Raw genomic sequence first — 20336 nt, forward strand, 5'->3', positions numbered from 1 at the left:
AGGGGTGAATGAAGTTGGCGGGACATCTTGTTCAATTTGGACGACGCAAACGCAGGACTTATGCTCGAATTAATGAGGTGCTTGACATCCCCAACCTGATCGAAATTCAACAAAAATCTTATGAAGGATTTTTGGATGAAGGACTACGTGAGATGCTTTTGGACATTTCACCTATTCAGGATTTCACGGGGAATCTAGTACTTGAATTTATTGACTACAGCTTAGGAGAGCCTAAGTATTCCGTAGACGAATCCAAAGAGCGTGACGTCACCTACGCTGCACCGCTTCGGGTGAAGGTACGTCTGATCAATAAGGAAACCGGAGAAGTGAAGGAACAGGAAGTGTTTATGGGAGATTTCCCAATCATGACCGAAACCGGAACCTTCATTATTAACGGTGCTGAACGTGTAATTGTCTCCCAGCTCGTTCGTTCTCCTAGCGTCTATTATAGCACCAAAGTAGATAAGAACGGTAAAAAGACTTACACAGCAACAGTGATTCCGAATCGTGGGGCATGGTTGGAATTGGAAACCGATGCGAAGGATATCGTCTATGTACGTATTGATCGCACGCGTAAAATCCCAGTGACAGTTCTGCTGCGTGCACTCGGGTTTGGTACTGACGCTGAGATTCTTGATCTGCTTGGTGACAATGAATATATTCGGAATACGCTGGATAAAGACAACACGGATTCTACGGATAAAGCTTTGATTGAAATTTATGAGCGTCTTCGTCCGGGTGAACCACCGACGCTTGATAATGCGAGAAGCTTGCTTGTAGCTCGTTTCTTTGATCCAAAACGTTACGATCTGGCGAATGTAGGTCGTTACAAAATCAATAAGAAGCTTCATATTAAGAACCGGTTGTTTAACCAACGTCTTGCAGAAACGCTGATTGATCCGGAAACGGGCGAGATCGTTGCGGAGGCGGGCCAAGTTCTTGATCGTCGTCTTTTGGATGAAGTCCTTCCATTCCTGGAGAAGAGCATCGGATTCAAAGACTACTCTGTTCCTAACGGAGTTGCCGGAGAAGAGATCATTCCTGTCCAGACGATTGATGTGTATTCACCGATTGAAGACGGTAAGGTAATTAAAGTGATTTCTAACGGAGTTATTGATAAATCCGTCAAGAATATTACACCTGCGGACATCATTTCGTCCATTAACTACTTTATAAACCTTCTGCACGGAATCGGAAACACCGATGATATCGATCACCTTGGTAATCGTCGTCTTCGTTCCGTTGGTGAGCTGCTGCAGAATCAGTTCCGTATAGGTCTGTCTCGGATGGAACGTGTTGTTCGTGAGCGTATGTCCATTCAGGATGCGAACGTAATTACGCCGCAGGCTTTGATTAACATACGCCCGGTTATCGCGGCTATCAAGGAGTTCTTCGGAAGCTCCCAGCTCTCGCAGTTTATGGATCAGACGAACCCGCTTGCTGAGTTGACGCACAAACGCCGTCTATCCGCACTCGGACCCGGCGGTTTGACGCGGGAACGTGCCGGCTTTGAAGTTCGTGACGTCCATCACTCCCATTATGGGCGGATGTGTCCAATTGAAACGCCGGAAGGTCCGAACATCGGTTTGATTAACTCCTTGTCAACGTTCGCGCGGATCAATGAGTATGGCTTTATTGAAGCTCCATACCGTCATGTTGATCCCAAAACAGGCGTTGTTACGGAAGAAATCGTCTACATGACTGCCGATGAAGAGGATAACTACGTTGTTGCTCAAGCGAATGCAGAGCTTTCAGAAGAAGGATTCTTCGTGAATGACAGTGTTATCGTCCGTTATAAGGATGATATTCTGACGCTTCCTAAAGAACGTGTCGACTACATGGACGTATCTCCTAAGCAGGTTGTATCGGTTGCAACGGCGTTAATTCCATTCTTGGAAAACGATGACTCCAACCGTGCGCTCATGGGATCCAACATGCAACGTCAAGCCGTTCCGCTTCTCATCCCGAAAGCTCCGTTGGTTGGTACGGGTATGGAGCACAAGTCTGCGAAAGACTCTGGTGTTTGTATTGTTGCCAAACATGACGGAATTATCGAAAAAGTTGCGGGAAATGAAATTTGGCTTCGTCGTCAAGAGATGATTGAAGGCAAACTAGTGAACGGTAACTTGATTAAACATAAGCTTCACAAGTTTATGCGCTCTAACCAAGGAACGTGCATTAACCAGCGTCCGATCGTTCAGAAAGGTCAGTTGGTCAAAGCTGGAGACATTCTGGCTGACGGTCCATCCACAGAGCAAGGCGAATTGGCTCTTGGCCGTAACGTTGTAGTAGCCTTCATGACTTGGGAAGGTTACAACTACGAGGATGCGATTCTGCTGAGTGAAAGACTTGTGAAGGAAGATGTGTATACATCTATTCACATTGAAGAATATGAATCCGAGGCTCGTGACACGAAACTCGGCCCAGAAGAAATCACACGTGATATTCCGAACGTTGGTGAAGATGCTCTTAAGAACCTCGATGAGCGCGGAATCATTCGTGTCGGTGCGGAGATAGGTGCTGGAGATATTCTTGTTGGTAAAGTTACGCCTAAGGGTGTAACGGAGCTGACCGCTGAAGAGCGTCTGCTTCATGCAATCTTCGGTGAGAAGGCGCGTGAAGTTCGCGATACGTCGCTGCGGGTCCCTCACGGAACAGACGGTATTGTTGTCGACGTGAAAGTATTTACACGTGAGAACGGTGACGAGTTGCCGCCGGGCGTCAATCAGCTGGTTCGTGTTTACATCGCTCAGAAGCGTAAGATTTCTGAAGGTGATAAAATGGCGGGACGTCACGGTAACAAGGGTGTTATCGCACGTATTCTTCCGGAAGAAGATATGCCTTTCATGCCGGATGGAACACCGGTGGAGGTTGTTCTTAATCCGCTCGGCGTACCTTCTCGTATGAACATCGGTCAAGTACTGGAAGTTCACTTGGGTATGGCATCAAGAGCGCTTGGTATTCATGTAGCAACGCCGGTATTCGACGGAGCGCATGAGTATGATGTGTTTGACACCATGGAAGAGGCCGGCATGCAGCGTAACGGTAAAACGAAGCTGTATGACGGGCGGACAGGAGATTCCTTTGAACGTGAAGTTACAGTTGGGGTCATGTATATGATCAAACTGGCGCACATGGTCGATGACAAAATCCATGCACGTTCCACAGGACCATACTCACTCGTTACGCAACAACCTCTGGGTGGTAAAGCTCAGTTCGGCGGACAACGTTTCGGGGAGATGGAAGTATGGGCGCTTGAGGCTTACGGCGCTGCATATACTCTTCAGGAAATTCTTACTGTTAAGTCTGATGACGTGGTTGGTCGTGTTAAAACCTACGAGTCCATTGTCAAAGGCGAGAACGTGCCAGAACCTGGTGTTCCTGAGTCGTTCAAAGTATTGATCAAAGAGCTCCAGAGCTTGGGTATGGATGTTAAGATTCTATCCGGCGATGAGCAAGAGATCGAGATGAAAGAACTCGATGATGAAGAAGACACTACGAGTGATAAGCTTAATCTGAACCTTGAAGGGGCAGAAATTGGAGCTGAATAACTGCAATTGATACAGGAAAGGCGGACATAGAGTCCGCCTCCTTCCCATAATTAGCATATTCTAAGGAGGGTTGCTCCTTGTTGGACGTAAACAATTTCGAATTTATGAAAATCGGATTGGCTTCACCTGAGAAAATCCGTTCATGGTCCCGTGGGGAAGTTAAAAAACCGGAGACAATCAACTACAGAACACTGAAGCCCGAAAAAGAAGGCTTGTTCTGTGAGAAAATCTTTGGCCCGACGAAAGACTGGGAATGTCATTGCGGTAAGTACAAGCGTGTTCGCTATAAAGGCGTCGTATGTGATCGTTGTGGCGTTGAAGTAACGCGTCAGAAGGTTCGCCGTGAGCGTATGGGGCACATTGAACTTGCTGCGCCTGTCTCCCATATATGGTACTTCAAAGGTATTCCTAGCCGCATGGGCCTCGCACTGGACATGTCTCCGCGCTCGCTTGAGGAGATCATATACTTTGCTTCCTATGTTGTTACGGATCCGGGAGACACGCCTCTTGAGAAGAAGCAGCTTCTGTCTGAAAAGGAATACCGCAGCTACCGCGAGAAGTATGGATATGCCTTCCAAGCTGGTATGGGTGCTGAGGCAGTTAAGAAGCTTCTTCAGGATATCGACATCGACAAAGATGTTGAGATGCTGAAAGAAGAGCTAAAAACCGCACAAGGTCAACGCCGTAACCGCGCGATCAAGCGTCTGGAAGTTATGGAAGCATTCCGTAATTCTAAGAACCTGCCAGATTGGATGGTTCTTGATGTCCTGCCGGTTATTCCGCCAGAGCTCCGTCCGATGGTTCAGCTGGATGGTGGCCGTTTTGCAACGTCCGACCTTAACGATTTGTATCGTCGTGTTATTAACCGTAATAACCGTCTGAAACGTCTATTAGATCTTGGGGCTCCTGATATCATTGTTCAGAATGAGAAGCGGATGCTTCAAGAAGCTGTTGACGCGCTAATCGATAACGGCCGCCGTGGACGTCCGGTAACAGGTCCTGGTAACCGTCCGCTTAAATCTTTGAGTCACATGCTTAAAGGTAAACAGGGACGTTTCCGTCAGAACTTGCTCGGTAAACGTGTCGACTATTCGGGTCGTTCCGTTATCGTAGTAGGTCCTAGCCTGAAAATGTATCAATGCGGTCTGCCTAAAGAAATGGCTCTTGAGTTGTTCAAACCTTTTGTAATGAAAGAGTTGGTCAACAAAGGTCTTGCGCATAACATTAAGAGTGCGAAGCGCAAAGTGGAACGTGTAAGTCCGGAAGTATGGGACGTTCTCGAGGAAGTTATTAAAGAGCATCCCGTTCTTCTGAACCGCGCCCCTACGCTGCACAGACTGGGTATCCAGGCGTTTGAACCAATCTTGGTTGAAGGCCGTGCTATCAAGCTGCATCCACTCGTATGTACAGCCTACAACGCTGACTTTGACGGTGACCAAATGGCCGTTCACGTACCGCTATCTGCTGAAGCACAAGCAGAGGCTCGTGTATTGATGCTTGCATCCGGCAACATTTTGAACCCGAAAGACGGCAAGCCAGTTGTAACGCCATCGCAGGATATGGTCTTGGGAAGCTTCTACCTGACTACGGACAACAAGTACGGTAAAGGCGCTAACCTGATTCTTCGCTCTGTGAACGAAGCCGTATCTGTTTATCAGAACGGAACAGCTGAACTGCATGCGCGTGTAGCTATCCCTGCAAGAGTTCTTAATAAGAAGAACTTTACCGCAGCTCAACAGGAAGCATATTTGATTACGACGATCGGAAAAATCATTTTCAATGAAATTTTCCCGGAAGATTTCCCGTACATCAACGATGCTACCAAAGCAAACCTGCTTAACGGTCCATCCGACGATTACTTCGTGTTTGAGAAAGGCGCAGATATTCGCGCTAGAATGGAAGAATTGCCGGAAGCCAAAGCAGTAGGAAAAGACTATTTAGGATCGATTATTGCGGAGTGTTTCCGTAATTACCATACAACTAGAACTTCCGTAATTCTCGATAAGATTAAAGAGCTCGGCTTCACTTACTCCACTAAAGCGGGTATTACTGTAGCTGTTGCAGACGTTGTCGTGCCTTTAGAGAAGAAGAAGATTCTAGAAGATTCAGAGGAAAAAGTACGCACGGTTACGAATCAGTACCGCCGCGGCTTGATTACGGATGAAGAGCGTTACGATCGCGTAATTGCAATCTGGAGTAAAACGAAGGATGAAATCACAGATATCCTGATGAAATCCCTCGATAAATACAATTCCATCAACATGATGGTAGAATCCAAAGCACGGGGTAACAAATCCCAGATTACACAACTTGGTGGTATGCGTGGATTGATGGCCAACCCGTCCGGTAAAATTATCGAGCTCCCAATTAAATCGAACTTCCGTGAAGGCCTTACTGTCTTGGAATACTTTATTTCCACTCACGGTGCTCGTAAAGGTCTTGCCGATACAGCCCTTCGTACAGCTGACTCCGGTTATCTGACCCGTCGTCTGGTAGACGTTGCGCAGGATGTAATTGTTCGAGAAGATGATTGCGGAACAGATAAAGGATTTATTGTCAGTAAAATTCAAGACGGCAAAGAAGTAATCGAAGACTTGTTTGACCGTATTGAAGGCCGGTATGCATTCGAAACGATTCGTCATCCGCAGTCTGGTGATGTGATCGTCAATCGTAATGAATTGATTGAAGCTAATATCGCGAATTCGATCATCGATGCAGGTATTGAACGTCTGCAGATTCGTTCTGTTCTTAGCTGCCGCTCCCGTCATGGGGTATGTAAGAAGTGCTATGGACGTAATCTTGCGACAGGACAACATGTTGAAATCGGTGAAGCTGTAGGTATTATCGCAGCACAATCCATTGGTGAACCAGGAACGCAGCTTACTATGCGTACATTCCATACCGGTGGTGTTGCAGGGGATGATATCACACAAGGTTTGCCGCGTATTCAGGAGTTGTTCGAAGCGCGTAATCCTAAAGGGCAAGCGATTATTTCGGAGATTGATGGTCTCGTTAAAGAAATTCGCGAAGCTAAGGACCGCCGTGAAATCGAAGTACAAGGTGAAGCCGAGTCCCGCGTATACGCTGTTCCTTATGGCTCCCGTGTAAGGGCTGTTGTAGGACAGACGATCGAGGCGGGCGATGAATTAACCGAGGGTTCGATTGATCCTAAAGAAATGCTGCGCATCAAAGGTATCCGAGGCGTTCAGAACTATATCCTTCAGGAAGTTCAACGCGTATACCGGAACCAGGGCGTAGAGATCAATGATAAGCACGTGGAAGTAATGATTCGTCAGATGCTTCGTAAAATCCGTATCGTAGATGCGGGTGATACTACACTGCTGCCCGGATCATTCGTTGACATGCATGAATACGAAGAAGCGAACAAAGTGGCTTTGTTTGCGGATAATGAGCCTGCAGTTGCGAAACCGATCCTTCTCGGTATTACGAAGGCGTCGCTTGAGACTGACTCCTTCCTTTCCGCGGCTTCCTTCCAGGAAACAACGCGTGTCCTGACAGATGCAGCGATCAAAGGAAAAGTGGACCAGCTACTGGGCCTCAAGGAGAATGTTATCATTGGTAAGCTGATTCCGGCGGGTACAGGTATGCCTCGCTACCGGAACATTCGGGTTGTAGATCCTAATTCCGAGCCGGCTGCTGAAGACCAAGCAGAAAAAGAAACGGTGACGGTTGAATAGCCGTTAGCGCAATCAGTTAGAAGAAAAGGCGCCTGACCATCAACTATTTAAATAAATCTGTTGATTGTCAGGCAATTTTCTTGACACTGCTCTTTCAAGATGCTAATATATCGAAGTGTGCCTAAATTAATATCTTTACCTGTACTTTGGAGGATGTGGAATATGACATATGACAAAGTCAAGCAGGCGTCGAAATTAAGTGTCGGCACAAAGCAAGCTACGAAAAGTGTTGAACTTGGTACAGCACTAGAAGTTATTGTTGCCAAAGATGCAGATCCGCGTATGATAGCTAAGATTGTAAATCTCTGTTTGAATTCTGGAATAGAGATAACCTACGTAGATTCTATGAAATTGCTTGGTAAAGCATGCGGAATTGATGTTGGGGCCGCGGTGGCTGCAATCATAAATGAATAGCATGGCCGGATGTTTTTGTTTCTAGATCTCATGCGAGAAACAGCTTACTTTTTGCTGAGTCTAAAAACAAAAACTTCCCTTTGCTTATTTATGACTCGCCTGGATCTGTGGGCTTGCAATAAAGGTAAGATGTATACACTAGAGAGGAGGTGGCAGCATGCCAACAATTAACCAGTTAGTCCGTAAAGGACGTCAAGCTAAAGTTGTTAAATCGAAATCCCCGGCTCTTCAAAGAGGTTTTAACGCTTTGAAAAGAGAATCTACGGAACTCAGCGCTCCGCAAAAACGCGGTGTATGTACTCGTGTAGGTACAATGACTCCGAAGAAGCCAAACTCCGCACTTCGTAAATACGCTCGTGTGCGTTTGACGAACCGTGTAGAGGTTACAGCATACATTCCAGGTATCGGACACAACCTTCAAGAACACAGCGTTGTTCTGATTCGCGGAGGTAGAGTGAAAGACCTTCCAGGGGTACGTTACCACATCGTTCGTGGTGCACTGGATACTTCCGGTGTTAACAACCGTATGCAAGCTCGTTCCAAATATGGTACGAAGCGTCCGAAAGTTAAGAAGTAATCTATCTCTTGTTTGAAAGCAATTATTTTTTGAGAAAGGGGGATCACTATGCCTCGTAAAGGTCCAGTAACACGCAGAGACGTATTGCCAGATCCGATATATAGCAGCAAATTAGTTACTCGTCTCATCAATCGCATCATGATCGATGGTAAAAGAGGGGTAGCACAATCTATTCTATATAACGCGTTTGAAATGATTCAAGAACGTACCGGTAAGGAGCCGATGGAAGTTTTCGAACAAGCCATCAAGAACATCATGCCGGTGCTGGAAGTTAAATCCCGCCGCGTCGGTGGTGCTAACTACCAGGTTCCAATCGAAGTTAAGCCAGAGCGTCGCACGACACTTGGTCTGCGCTGGCTCGTAAACTACTCTCGTCTTCGTGGTGAGAAAACCATGGAAGAGAGACTGGCATTTGAAATTATCGATGCTAGTAACAACACAGGTTCTTCTGTGAAGAAACGTGAAGATGTACACAAAATGGCAGAAGCGAACAAAGCGTTTGCTCACTACCGTTGGTAGGATTTAGATCCTCGAATTAGGAAGGAGACATAACCATGGCTAGAGAGTTCTCCTTAAAAGATACACGTAACATCGGGATCATGGCACATATTGATGCCGGTAAGACTACCACAACCGAGCGGATTCTGTACTATACAGGCCGTACCCACAAAATCGGAGAAGTGCACGAAGGTGCAGCTACGATGGACTGGATGGAGCAGGAGCAGGAGCGCGGAATTACGATTACTTCCGCCGCTACCACTGCTGCGTGGAGAGGTCACCGCATCAATATCATTGATACCCCGGGGCACGTTGACTTCACAGTTGAAGTTGAACGTTCCCTGCGTGTATTGGATGGAGCTGTTGGTGTATTCAGTGCGAAGGAAGGCGTAGAGCCTCAGTCTGAAACCGTATGGAGACAGGCTGATAAATACAGCGTTCCACGTATTGCATATGTTAACAAAATGGATATCATCGGTGCCGACTTCTTGGGAGTTGTCGATTCGATGCGCGAAAAGTTGGGTGCCAATGCTGTAGCTATTCAGCTGCCGATTGGTGCTGAGAACGACTTTGTCGGTATCATCGATATCGTAGAAGAGAAGGCCATCCTTTATAAGGATGATATGGGTAAAGATGTTGAAGATATCGAGATTCCTGCAGAGTACAAGGATAAAGTTGCCGAACTCCGTCTGGAACTCGTTGAGAAGGTCGCTGAGCTTGATGAAGAGCTTACAATGAAATACCTGGAAGGTGAAGAAATTACGGTTGCTGAACTGAAAGCGGCTCTCCGCAAAGGTGTAGTAAACGTTCAAATCTTCCCGGTTATCTGCGGATCTTCTTACCGTAACAAAGGTGTTCAGCCTATGCTGGACGCTGTAATCGATTATTTGCCTGCTCCAATTGACGTTCCAGACATCAAGGGCTTGCTTGAAGACGGAACTGAAACAACTCGCAAATCTTCCGATTCCGAACCGTTTGCTGCACTTGCATTCAAAATCATGACCGATCCTTACGTTGGTAAACTCACGTTCTTCCGTGTGTATTCCGGTGTATTGCAATCCGGTTCTTATGTATTGAATGCAACTAAAGGCAAACGTGAGCGCGTGGGCCGTATTCTTCAAATGCACGCTAACAGCCGTCAAGAGATTTCCGAAGTACACTCCGGTGATATCGCGGCAGCTGTAGGTTTGAAAGATACAGGTACAGGCGACACCCTCTGTGATGAGAAAAATGCGGTGATCTTGGAGTCCATGAACTTCCCTGATCCGGTTATCGAAATCGCAGTTGAGCCTAAGACTAAAGCAGACCAAGATAAAATGGGTATCGCGCTTTCTAAGCTTACTGAAGAAGATCCTACACTGCGTGCACATACTGATGAAGAAACCGGTCAAACGATTCTTGCAGGTATGGGTGAGCTTCACTTGGAAATTATCGTTGACCGTATGCGTCGCGAGTTCAAAGTGGACACCAATGTAGGTAAGCCTCAAGTTGCTTATCGCGAAACTTTCAAATCTGGTGCTAAAGTTGAGGGTAAATTCGTTCGTCAATCCGGTGGCCGTGGTCAATACGGACATTGTTGGGTTGAGTTCGAACCGCTTGAACCAGGTTCAGGTTTTGTCTTCGAAAGTAAAATTGTCGGTGGTGCTATTCCACGTGAATACATCGCGCCAATTCAAGCTGGTATTGAAGAATCCCTGAAGAACGGTGTAATCGCCGGTTTCCCTGTTGTTGATATCAAGGCAACTGTCGTTGACGGTTCCTATCATGATGTTGACTCCAATGAGATGGCGTTTAAAATTGCCGGCTCTATGGCTCTTAAAGCAGCTAAGGACAAATGTAACCCTGCTCTGCTTGAGCCGATCATGAAGGTAGAAGTAACTGTACCTGAAGAGTACATGGGCGATGTAATGGGTGACCTGAACTCCCGCCGTGGACGCATCGAAGGTATGGACTCTCGTTCGGGTGCACAAGTTATCCGCGCTAAAGTACCTCTTTCCGAAATGTTCGGTTACTCCACGACTCTTCGTTCTAGAACGCAAGGTCGCGGTGTGTACTCCATGGAACTCTCTCATTATGAAGAAGTGCCTAAGTCCATTGCGGAAGAAATTATCACAAAGCACAAAGGCGCTTAATATAAAACTAGTTTTAAAATTTATTTCAAGGAGGAATTGTTTAACATGGCAAAGGCTAAATTCGAACGTAATAAACCGCACGTTAATATCGGTACTATCGGTCACGTCGACCACGGTAAAACAACCCTGACAGCTGCAATCACAACTGTACTGTCCAAAAGATATGGTGGAGCTGCAGTAGCATTCGACCAAATCGATAAAGCACCAGAAGAGCGCGAGCGTGGTATCACAATCTCCACTGCACACGTTGAGTACGAAACTCCTAACCGTCACTACGCACACGTAGACTGCCCAGGTCACGCCGACTATGTTAAAAACATGATCACAGGCGCTGCGCAAATGGACGGAGCTATCCTGGTTGTATCCGCAGCTGACGGCCCTATGCCGCAAACTCGCGAGCACATCCTTCTTTCCCGTCAAGTAGGCGTTCCTTACATCGTCGTATTCATGAACAAGTGTGACATGGTTGAAGACGAAGAGCTTCTTGAACTGGTTGAAATGGAAATCCGTGACCTTCTTTCTGAGTATGAGTTCCCAGGCGACGACACTCCGATCATTCGTGGTTCCGCTCGTGAAGCTCTTCAAAACCCAGATGGCGAGTGGGCGGACAAAATCATCGAGCTCTTCGAGCAAGTTGATACTTACATCCCACAACCAGAACGCGAAACTGACAAGCCTTTCCTTATGCCTGTCGAGGACGTATTCTCCATCACAGGTCGTGGTACAGTTGCTACAGGCCGTGTAGAGCGTGGTACTGTTAAAGTACAAGACGAAGTTGAAATCGTTGGTATCGCTGAAGAAACTCGCAAATGCGTAGTTACAGGCGTAGAAATGTTCCGTAAGCTTCTTGACTCCGCTCAAGCTGGTGACAACATCGGCGCACTGCTTCGTGGTGTTGACCGTAATGACATCGAGCGTGGACAAGTTCTTTCGAAGCCAGGTTCGGTTAAGCCGCACACTAGCTTTACAGCTCAAATCTACGTACTGACTAAAGAAGAGGGTGGCCGTCACAAGCCTTTCTTCACTGGTTACCGTCCACAGTTCTACTTCCGTACAACTGACGTAACAGGTATCATCAACCTGCCAGAAGGCACTGAGATGGTTATGCCTGGTGATAACATCACTGTAACGGTTGAACTGATCAACCCAATCGCTATCGAGCAAGGTACTAAGTTCGCGATCCGTGAAGGCGGACGTACTGTTGGTGCCGGTGCAGTAGCAACAATCATTAAGTAATTTATCGTCCTCGGACGATTTCATAAGCAACACGTACTGTAACGAGACCCCTGTACTGTAACGGAGTAAGACGAAGGCCCTGCCCTTGGTGGCGGGGCTTTTCTATTAAACATAGTTGTACACAGTAATACATTGCCGTAATAAGTTCCGGATATATGCGCGGCGTCAACTAACACGGTTCTCACTATAATAGAAGAAGCAATCAAAAGGATGCCGTTTAAAAGACGGATAATATCGACTGAAAACTTTCTAGATATTTGTCTTATAAAAATGTTGCATTTATTAATTGTATTCGATATAATAGTTAGCGTTGGTCTGTGACGTTGCGATGATGTGAGAGGTTGCTGACACACCCGGCCCCTTTGCCATGGGAAAGGTTGTCAGGGGATTTTCACGGAGTATGTCCGATAATAAATTGGGCGATAGAAGGAGGGACTTATATGGCAAAGCAAAAGATTCGTATTCGTTTAAAAGCTTATGATCACAGAGTGATCGATCAATCTGCTGAGAAAATCGTAGAAACTGCCAAGCGTTCCGGAGCAAGTGTTTCCGGTCCGATTCCGCTTCCAACTGAGAAGCAAATTGTTACAATTCTACGTGCGGTACACAAATACAAAGATTCTCGTGAACAATTCGAGCAGCGCACACACAAGCGTTTGATCGATATCGTGAATCCTACACCACAAACTGTGGATGCTTTGATGAGACTGGACTTGCCGTCCGGTGTTGACATTGAAATTAAATTGTAAGATTAAATAGAAGAAACGATAAGGAAGAGAGGTGTCAACGAATGAAAGGTATCTTAGGTAAAAAACTTGGAATGACTCAAGTATTTACACCAGAAGGAAACGTCGTACCTGTAACAGTTATCGAAGTTGGACCATGTGTGGTTCTGCAGAAGAAAGATGTCGATAACGATGGTTACGAATCGATCCAAATCGGTTTTGCCGACAAGAAAGAAAAGAATGCAACTAAGCCTGAAATTGGTCATGCAAAGAAGGCTAACACTGCTCCTAAGCGCTACGTTAAAGAATTTCGTGGTGTGACACTTGGAGAATATGAAGTAGGCCAAGAGCTGAAAGCGGATCTGTTCAGCGAAGGTGAGTTTGTTGACGTGTCTGGTACATCCAAAGGTAAAGGATTCCAGGGCGTAATCAAAAGACATAATCAACACACTGGTCCGATGTCTCACGGTTCCCGTTATCATCGTGGTCCGGGTTCCATGGGTTCCATCGCAGCTAACCGTGTTATGAAGGGCAAGAAATTGCCAGGACATATGGGTAGCGAAACAGTAACCCTGCAAAACCTGCAAGTTATTAAAGTTGATGCGGATCGTAACGTAATCCTGGTTAAAGGTTCCATTCCGGGTCCTAGAAACAGCTACGTAAGCGTGAAATCCGCGGTGAAAAAGTAAGAAAGGAGGAAGACTGATGCCAAAAGTAGCGCTATATAACGTATCCGGCTCTCAGGTCGGTGAAGTTGAACTGTCTGATGCTGTGTTCGGTATCGAACCTCACGTGCATGCTCTGCATGAAGCGGTTCTATTGCAACAAGCATCTGTTCGTCAAGGTACCCACAAGGTAAAAGGACGTTCTGAAGTACGCGGCGGCGGACGTAAGCCTTGGAAACAAAAAGGAACTGGACGCGCACGTCAAGGTAGTATCCGTGCTCCACAATGGAAGGGCGGCGGTGTAGTATTCGGACCGACTCCTCGCAGCTATGGTTACAAATTGCCTAAGAAAGTTCGTCGTCTTGCAATTAAGTCTGCTCTTTCATCTAAAGTGATTGAGAATGACATTATCGTATTGGATCAGCTGCAGATGAATGCTCCGAAAACGAAAGAATTCGTAGCGATTCTGAAGAACCTCAACGTAGACCGTAAGGCACTTGTTGTTGCTGCATCATACGAAGACAGCGTAGCACTTTCCGCTCGTAACATTCCGGGAGTGAAGTTCGTTGTTGCTGATGGAATCAACGTACTCGACGTAATGGTTCATGACAAATTGATCATTACGAAGGATGCGGTTCAGAAGGTAGAGGAGGTGCTTGCGCAATGAAAAACCCACGCGATATAATCAAGCGCCCAGTCATCACGGAACGTTCTACTGAAATGATGGCTGACAAGAAGTATGTATTCGAAGTTGAGCTCCGTGCGAACAAAACGGAAATCAAACAAGCGATCGAAGAGATCTTTAAAGTTAAAGTAAGTAGCGTAAACACGCTTAGAATGCCAGCTAAGCCGAAGCGTCAAGGTCGTCATTCCGGTTATACTTCCGCTTGGAAGAAAGCTTTCGTGACACTGAGTGCAGATAGCAAGGAACTGGAGTTCTTTGAAACGGTATAATAAAATCTCTAAAGTAAGGAGGTAACACAGATGCCAATTAAAAAGTATAAACCGACCTCTCCAGCAAGACGTGCAATGTCCGTATCTACTTTTGAAGAGATCACGACATCCACACCGGAAAAATCCTTGCTTGCTCCTCTGAGTAAACAAGCAGGTCGTAATAACCAAGGTAAAATCACGACTCGTCATCATGGTGGCGGTCATAAGCGTAAATATCGTATCATCGACTTTAAGCGCAACAAAGACGGCATTCCAGGTCGCGTTGCTACAATCGAGTACGATCCAAACCGTTCCGCTAACATCGCTCTGATCCACTACGCAGACGGTGAAAAAAGATACATTCTGGCACCAAAAGGCTTGAAGGTTGATGACCAAATTCAATCCGGACTTGGTTCTGATATCAAAGTTGGTAATGCACTTGCACTGGAGAACATTCCGGTCGGTACAGTTATCCACAACATCGAGCTGAAACCAGGCAAAGGCGGACAAATGGTACGTGCTGCTGGTACCGAAGCTCAACTGCTTGGTAAAGAAGATGTGTACGTGACAATTCGTCTTTCCTCCGGAGAAGTTCGCAAAGTGCTGAAAACTTGCCGCGCGACTATCGGTTCCGTTGGTAACGGTGATCACGAACTCGTCAAGATCGGTAAAGCCGGACGTAATCGTTGGCTTGGCAAGAGACCAGAAGTCCGCGGGGTAGTAATGAATCCGAACGATCACCCACACGGTGGTGGTGAAGGTCGCGCTCCTATCGGCCGTAAGTCTCCGTTGTCCCCTTGGGGTAAACCGACACTCGGTTATAAAACTCGTAAAAAAGGCAAAGCTTCTGACAAGTACATTGTACGTCGTCGTACGAAGTAATTTATACACATCTGAATATCTCAATGTTCAGAGAAGGGAGGCGCTTCTATGGGTCGCAGTTTGAAAAAAGGTCCATTTATCGATGGACACCTCATGAAAAAAGTTGAGGAGCAAACCGAAGGCAGCAAAAAGACCGTAATCAAAACTTGGTCTCGCCGTTCTACTATTTTCCCTCAGTTCGTGGGTCACACTATCGCGGTTTATGACGGAAGAAAGCATGTGCCTGTATACGTTACAGAAGATATGGTTGGACACAAACTAGGTGAGTTTGCACCAACTCGTACGTACAAAGGTCATGATGACGATAAGAAAACCGGAAAACGCTAATCGTTATTTTTAGTGAGAGGAGGTACTACTATGCAAGCTAAAGCTGCTGCTAAATTCGTTCGGATCGCTCCTCGCAAAGTGCAACTGGTAGTTGATTTGATTCGGGGCAAACAAGTAGGGGATGCGGTTGCAATCCTACGCCATACTCCTAAATCAGCTTCTCCTATCGTGGAGAAGGTTTTGAACTCAGCAATTGCCAACGCAGAGCACAATTATTCGATGGATCCTAACAAACTCGTGATCAGTGAAGTGTATGTAAACCACGGTCCGATCATGAAGAGATTCCGCCCTCGTGCCATGGGTCGCGCGAGCCGCATTAATAAACGTACCAGCCACATTACTGTTGTGGTATCTGAGAAATAAGGAGGGATAACGTGTGGGTCAAAAAGTAAACCCGGTAGGTCTGAGAATTGGTATTATTCGCGATTGGGAATCCAAATGGTACGCTGAGAAAGATTTCGGCGATTTGCTGATGGAAGACGTTAAAATTCGTGAGTATCTGAAGAACAAACTGAAAGATTCTGCACTTTCTCATATCGACATTGAGCGCGCGGCTAATCGCGTGAACGTGACGATTCATACCGCTAAGCCTGGTATGGTTATCGGTAAAGGTGGAGCGGAAGTAGAAATTATCCGCAACTACATTGCTACAATGACAGGGAAAAAAGTTCACATCAACATCGCTGAAGTGAAAAACCCTGAGCTCGACGCTGTCCTCGTTGCAGAAAGCATTGCACAACAGTTAGAGCGCCGCGTGTCTTTCCGTCGTGCTATGAAACAAGCGATGCAAAGAACGCAAAGAGCGGGAGCTAAAGGTATTAAAGTTTCGACCAGCGGACGTTTGGGCGGAGCGGAAATTGCCCGTACGGAAGGATACAGCGAAGGAACAGTTCCACTCCACACGCTTCGTGCGGATATCGATTATGGTACAGCTGAAGCGCATACGACCTACGGACGGATCGGCGTTAAAGTATGGATCTATCGTGGAGAGGTACTTCCGACAGCTAAGAAAAAGGCTCAATCGGAAGGAGGCAACTAATCATGTTAGTACCTAAACGTGTAAAACACCGCAAAGAACACCGCGGTAAAATGAAAGGTCGCGCTAAAGGCGGCACTGAAGTTGCATTCGGTGAATTCGGTCTGCAAGCTCTTGAGCCTGCATGGATTACTAACCGTCAAATCGAGGCTGCTCGTATTGCCATGACACGTTACATCAAACGTGGCGGTAAAGTATGGATTAAAATCTTCCCTGCGAAGCCAATCACTCAAAAGCCTCTGGAAGTCCGGATGGGTAGTGGTAAAGGTAACGTTGAGAAGTGGGTAGCTGTTGTAAAGCCTGGCAAGGTTATGTTTGAACTGGCTGGTGTTAGCGAAGAAGTTGCTCGCGAAGCTATGCGTCTTGCTATGCACAAGCTCCCGGTTAAATGTAAGTTCGTGAAGAAAGAAGAAGTGGGTGGTGAAGCACATGAAGGCTAGTGAATTCCGCAACTTAACCACTGCTGAAATCGAACAAAGAATTTCCGGTTTTAAGGAAGAACTCTTTAACCTCCGTTTTCAACTAGCTACCGGACAACTGGATAACCCGGTTCAAATTCAGAAGCTGCGCAAAGAGATCGCCCGTGCGAAAACTGTTTTGCGTGAAAGAGAACTCGGGATTGGTTAAGCAAATTCAGAAGGGAGGGCTCGTATATGGCAGAGCGTAACGAACGTAAAGTCCAGATCGGTAAAGTGGTCAGCGACAAAATGGAAAAAACCATTGTTGTTGCCGTGGAAACATACAAAAAACACGATCTGTACCACAAGCGGATTAAATATACGAAGAAGTTTAAAGCTCACGATGAGAACAACGAAGCGCAAATCGGCGACACCGTGAAAATCATGGAAACTCGCCCATTGTCCAAAGACAAGCGTTTCCGTCTCGTTGAGATCGTTGAAAAAGCTGTTATTGTTTAAACAACAGATATATTCCGAAAGGAGGGACTAACATGATCCAACCATTATCTCGTTTAAAGGTTGCGGACAATTCCGGTGCGAAACAACTGATGTGCATTCGTGTACTTGGTGGTACTGGACGTCGTGTAGGCAGTATCGGTGATTTGATCATCTGCTCTGTGAAAGAAGCAACACCAGGGGGCGTTGTCAAAAAAGGTGATGTTGTTAAGGCGGTAATCGTACGTACGAAGAGCGGTGCTCGTCGTAAAGACGGTTCTTACATCACATTTGATGAGAACGCGGCAGTTATCGTAAAAGATGATAAGAGCCCTCGTGGAACTCGTATTTTCGGACCAGTTGCTCGTGAACTTCGTGATAAAGATTTCATGAAGATCGTTTCTCTTGCTCCTGAAGTTATCTAACACAGGCAGCGTAGTAATAATTGCGGCGTAACTTTCTTATTGAAAGTTCGGCAGCTTTTACGAAGTTAGCTTTCCATCGAAAGCTTAGGAGGTGTAATCAACATGCCAAGAACGAAAAAGAGACTTGAATCTCATAACAATAAACTGCATGTAAAGAAAGATGACACGGTTTTTGTTATCTCCGGCAAAGACAAAGGCAAGAAAGGCCGCGTTATCGCAGCTTACCCGCGTGAGAATCGTGTTCTGGTTGAAGGAATCAACATGATCAAGAAGCATGCAAAACCTTCACAAGCGAATCCGCAAGGCGGAATCATCAATCAGGAAGCTTCAATCCACGCATCCAACGTTATGCTAGTGGATCCTAAGAGCGGTAAGCCGACTCGTGTAGGTTACAAGGTCCTGGAAAACGGCAAGAAAGTACGCATCGCGAAAAAATCCGGCGAAGCTATCGATTAATCGAATTGTGCGGAAAGGAGGCACCAGTATGACAGCGAGAATGAAAGATCGTTTCTTAAACGAAATTACTCCTGCTCTGATGCAGAAGTTTAACTATACGACTGTTATGCAAGTACCAAAGATCGAGAAAGTCGTCATCAACATGGGGGTTGGTGAAGCAGTATCGAACTCCAAGGTGCTCGACAGTGCAGTAGAGGATCTGCAAAAAATTGCAGGTCAAAAACCAGTAATCACTCGTGCTAAAAAATCCATTGCAGGTTTCAAACTGCGTGAAAACATGCCGATCGGTGTGAAAGTAACGCTGCGTGGACAACGCATGTATCAATTCCTGGACAAATTGTTCAATGTATCGCTTCCTCGTGTACGTGACTTCCGTGGCGTATCGTCGAAAGCATTCGACGGCCGTGGTAACTATACGCTGGGTCTGAAAGAACAGCTTATTTTCCCGGAAATCGAATACGATCAAATTGACAAAGTACGCGGTATGGATATCGTTATCGTAACGACTGCTAAGTCTGACGAAGAAGCTCGTGAACTGCTTACCCAACTCGGAATGCCGTTTGTGAAGTAAGAAACAACCATCACGGAGCTTTCGGAAGAGAGCCCCTTAGCCGATAAAATGATCGGAGAGAGTTTTCAAGCGAAAACTTGTAGGAGGTGTAATTTAAGTGGCAAAAACTTCGATGAAAATCAAGCAACAACGTCCCCCTAAGTTCAAAGTGCAGGCGTACACACGCTGCGAACGTTGCGGCCGCCCGCATTCCGTTCTCCGCAAATTTAAAATTTGCAGAATTTGTTTCCGTGAACTAGCATATAAAGGCCAGATTCCTGGTGTGCGTAAAGCAAGCTGGTAATCCACTTATTTTCGGGAAGGAGGTTCACATCCATGGTTATGTCTGATCCAATTGCAGATATGCTTACACGCATTCGTAATGCAAACATTGTTCGTCACGAAACGGTAGAAATCCCGGCATCGAAGATCAAAAAAGAGATTGCTGAAATCCTCAAAAAAGAAGGTTTCATTCGTGACGCTGAATTCGTTGAAGACAACAAGCAAGGTATCATTCGCTTGTTCCTGAAATATGGTCCTAACAACGAACGCGTAATCACCGGTTTGAAGCGTATCAGCAAGCCTGGTCTGCGCGTATACACAAAATCACAAGAGATCCCTCGGGTACTTGGCGGTCTTGGTATTGCTATCATCTCCACTTCAGGTGGCGTAATGACAGACAAAGACGCTCGTCAAGCAAAATCCGGCGGAGAAGTTCTCTGCTACATCTGGTAATATAGAAACATTTGAATGGAGGTGCAAACATGTCTCGTATTGGTCGCAAGCCAATTACTGTTCCAAGTGGTGTTGATGTAACACTTGAGAACACAACGATCACGGTAAAAGGTCCGAAAGGAACCCTGTCCCGCGAACTTCATAAAGAAATGAAGGTATCCGTACAAGACAACGTCATTACGGTAGAAAGACCTTCTGACCATAAACTGCATCGTTCCCTGCACGGTACGACCCGCAGCGTATTGAACAACATGGTAACAGGAGTAACGGAAGGATTTGCGAAAAACCTTGAGCTTGTTGGTGTCGGTTACCGTGCTAACAAAACAGGTGACAAACTTGTCCTGAACGTAGGTTACTCCCACCCAGTTGAGTTCAATCCTGAGTCCGGCATTGAATTTGATGTACCAAGCAACACTAAGATTACTGTAAAAGGCATCGACAAAGAACTTGTTGGTGCAACAGCAGCTAAAATTCGTGCCGTACGTGAACCTGAACCGTATAAAGGTAAAGGTATTAAATACGAAGGCGAACGCATTATTCGCAAAGAAGGTAAAGCCGGTAAGAAGAAGTAAGGCGGCCTAAACACTGCCTAACTTCCGAATA

The 20336-nt window shown here is 46.2% G+C and carries 24 protein-coding genes; all 24 read left to right on the top strand.

Annotation, left to right across the window (positions count from 1 at the left end; translation table 11 throughout):
- Positions 1-14 precede the first annotated feature (14 nt).
- Positions 15-3551, top strand: a complete 3537-nt coding sequence (rpoB, locus tag AR333_RS22790) for a DNA-directed RNA polymerase subunit beta (protein ID WP_068777669.1) — start codon at positions 15-17, stop codon at positions 3549-3551.
- A 77-nt stretch (positions 3552-3628) separates the two neighbouring features.
- Complete coding sequence (gene rpoC / locus AR333_RS22795; RefSeq protein ID WP_068777670.1) at positions 3629-7249, top strand: DNA-directed RNA polymerase subunit beta'; 3621 nt, start codon at positions 3629-3631, stop codon at positions 7247-7249.
- 162 nt (positions 7250-7411) lie between these two features.
- Entirely contained in the window at positions 7412-7663 is a 252-nt protein-coding gene (locus tag AR333_RS22800) for a ribosomal L7Ae/L30e/S12e/Gadd45 family protein (RefSeq protein ID WP_068777671.1), read from the top strand.
- Between the two features lie 157 nt (positions 7664-7820).
- Positions 7821-8240, top strand: coding sequence for a 30S ribosomal protein S12 (gene rpsL, locus AR333_RS22805; RefSeq protein ID WP_068777672.1), 420 nt, complete (start codon positions 7821-7823; stop codon positions 8238-8240).
- A 48-nt stretch (positions 8241-8288) separates the two neighbouring features.
- Positions 8289-8759 (top strand): 30S ribosomal protein S7, encoded by a 471-nt coding sequence (gene rpsG, locus AR333_RS22810; protein WP_068777673.1) that lies wholly within the window; start codon positions 8289-8291, stop codon positions 8757-8759.
- 35 nt (positions 8760-8794) lie between these two features.
- Complete coding sequence (gene fusA / locus AR333_RS22815; protein ID WP_068777674.1) at positions 8795-10870, top strand: elongation factor G; 2076 nt, start codon at positions 8795-8797, stop codon at positions 10868-10870.
- Between the two features lie 45 nt (positions 10871-10915).
- Positions 10916-12106, top strand: a complete 1191-nt coding sequence (gene tuf, locus AR333_RS22820; RefSeq protein WP_068777675.1) for an elongation factor Tu — start codon at positions 10916-10918, stop codon at positions 12104-12106.
- Positions 12107-12546: 440 nt separating this feature from the next.
- A complete protein-coding gene (gene rpsJ / locus AR333_RS22825) occupies positions 12547-12855 on the top strand; it encodes a 30S ribosomal protein S10 (RefSeq protein ID WP_068777676.1) in 309 nt (102 codons plus the stop codon).
- 41 nt (positions 12856-12896) lie between these two features.
- Positions 12897-13520 carry a 50S ribosomal protein L3 gene (gene rplC, locus AR333_RS22830; RefSeq protein ID WP_068777677.1) on the top strand — a complete coding sequence of 208 codons (624 nt, stop codon included), beginning with the start codon at positions 12897-12899 and terminating at the stop codon, positions 13518-13520.
- Positions 13521-13536: 16 nt separating this feature from the next.
- The gene (gene rplD, locus AR333_RS22835; protein WP_068777678.1) at positions 13537-14163 is read left to right on the top strand and encodes a 50S ribosomal protein L4; all 627 of its coding nucleotides are present in this window, start codon (positions 13537-13539) and stop codon (positions 14161-14163) included.
- Positions 14160-14450 (top strand): 50S ribosomal protein L23, encoded by a 291-nt coding sequence (rplW, locus tag AR333_RS22840; protein ID WP_068777679.1) that lies wholly within the window; start codon positions 14160-14162, stop codon positions 14448-14450. The genes rplD and rplW overlap by 4 nt, the downstream gene beginning before the upstream one ends.
- Before the next feature lie 30 nt (positions 14451-14480).
- A complete protein-coding gene (gene rplB / locus AR333_RS22845) occupies positions 14481-15311 on the top strand; it encodes a 50S ribosomal protein L2 (RefSeq protein WP_068777680.1) in 831 nt (276 codons plus the stop codon).
- Between the two features lie 48 nt (positions 15312-15359).
- Entirely contained in the window at positions 15360-15638 is a 279-nt protein-coding gene (gene rpsS / locus AR333_RS22850; RefSeq protein WP_068777681.1) for a 30S ribosomal protein S19, read from the top strand.
- Positions 15639-15668: 30 nt separating this feature from the next.
- Positions 15669-16001: a 50S ribosomal protein L22 gene (gene rplV, locus AR333_RS22855; protein ID WP_068777682.1), complete on the top strand. Its 333-nt coding sequence runs from the start codon at positions 15669-15671 to the stop codon at positions 15999-16001.
- A gap of 13 nt (positions 16002-16014) precedes the next feature.
- Positions 16015-16677: a 30S ribosomal protein S3 gene (gene rpsC / locus AR333_RS22860; protein WP_068777683.1), complete on the top strand. Its 663-nt coding sequence runs from the start codon at positions 16015-16017 to the stop codon at positions 16675-16677.
- A 2-nt stretch (positions 16678-16679) separates the two neighbouring features.
- On the top strand, positions 16680-17114 hold the full coding sequence (gene rplP / locus AR333_RS22865; protein ID WP_068777684.1) for a 50S ribosomal protein L16: 435 nt from the start codon (positions 16680-16682) through the stop codon (positions 17112-17114).
- A complete protein-coding gene (gene rpmC / locus AR333_RS22870) occupies positions 17104-17301 on the top strand; it encodes a 50S ribosomal protein L29 (RefSeq protein WP_068777685.1) in 198 nt (65 codons plus the stop codon). The genes rplP and rpmC overlap by 11 nt, the downstream gene beginning before the upstream one ends.
- Positions 17302-17327: 26 nt before the next feature.
- Entirely contained in the window at positions 17328-17591 is a 264-nt protein-coding gene (gene rpsQ, locus AR333_RS22875) for a 30S ribosomal protein S17 (protein ID WP_068777686.1), read from the top strand.
- 32 nt (positions 17592-17623) lie between these two features.
- A complete protein-coding gene (rplN, locus tag AR333_RS22880; RefSeq protein ID WP_068777687.1) occupies positions 17624-17992 on the top strand; it encodes a 50S ribosomal protein L14 in 369 nt (122 codons plus the stop codon).
- A 102-nt stretch (positions 17993-18094) separates the two neighbouring features.
- Positions 18095-18448, top strand: coding sequence for a 50S ribosomal protein L24 (rplX, locus tag AR333_RS22885; RefSeq protein ID WP_084783987.1), 354 nt, complete (start codon positions 18095-18097; stop codon positions 18446-18448).
- Positions 18449-18476: 28 nt separating this feature from the next.
- Positions 18477-19019, top strand: a complete 543-nt coding sequence (gene rplE, locus AR333_RS22890) for a 50S ribosomal protein L5 (protein ID WP_068777688.1) — start codon at positions 18477-18479, stop codon at positions 19017-19019.
- Between the two features lie 97 nt (positions 19020-19116).
- Positions 19117-19302 (top strand): type Z 30S ribosomal protein S14, encoded by a 186-nt coding sequence (locus AR333_RS24415; RefSeq protein WP_040953112.1) that lies wholly within the window; start codon positions 19117-19119, stop codon positions 19300-19302.
- Positions 19303-19334: 32 nt separating this feature from the next.
- A complete protein-coding gene (gene rpsH / locus AR333_RS22895; RefSeq protein WP_068777689.1) occupies positions 19335-19733 on the top strand; it encodes a 30S ribosomal protein S8 in 399 nt (132 codons plus the stop codon).
- Positions 19734-19762: 29 nt separating this feature from the next.
- Positions 19763-20305: a 50S ribosomal protein L6 gene (gene rplF / locus AR333_RS22900; protein WP_068777690.1), complete on the top strand. Its 543-nt coding sequence runs from the start codon at positions 19763-19765 to the stop codon at positions 20303-20305.
- Positions 20306-20336 lie beyond the last annotated feature (31 nt).

Source organism: Paenibacillus sp. FJAT-26967 (assembly GCF_001541095.1).
Classification (GTDB): domain Bacteria; phylum Bacillota; class Bacilli; order Paenibacillales; family NBRC-103111; genus Paenibacillus_F.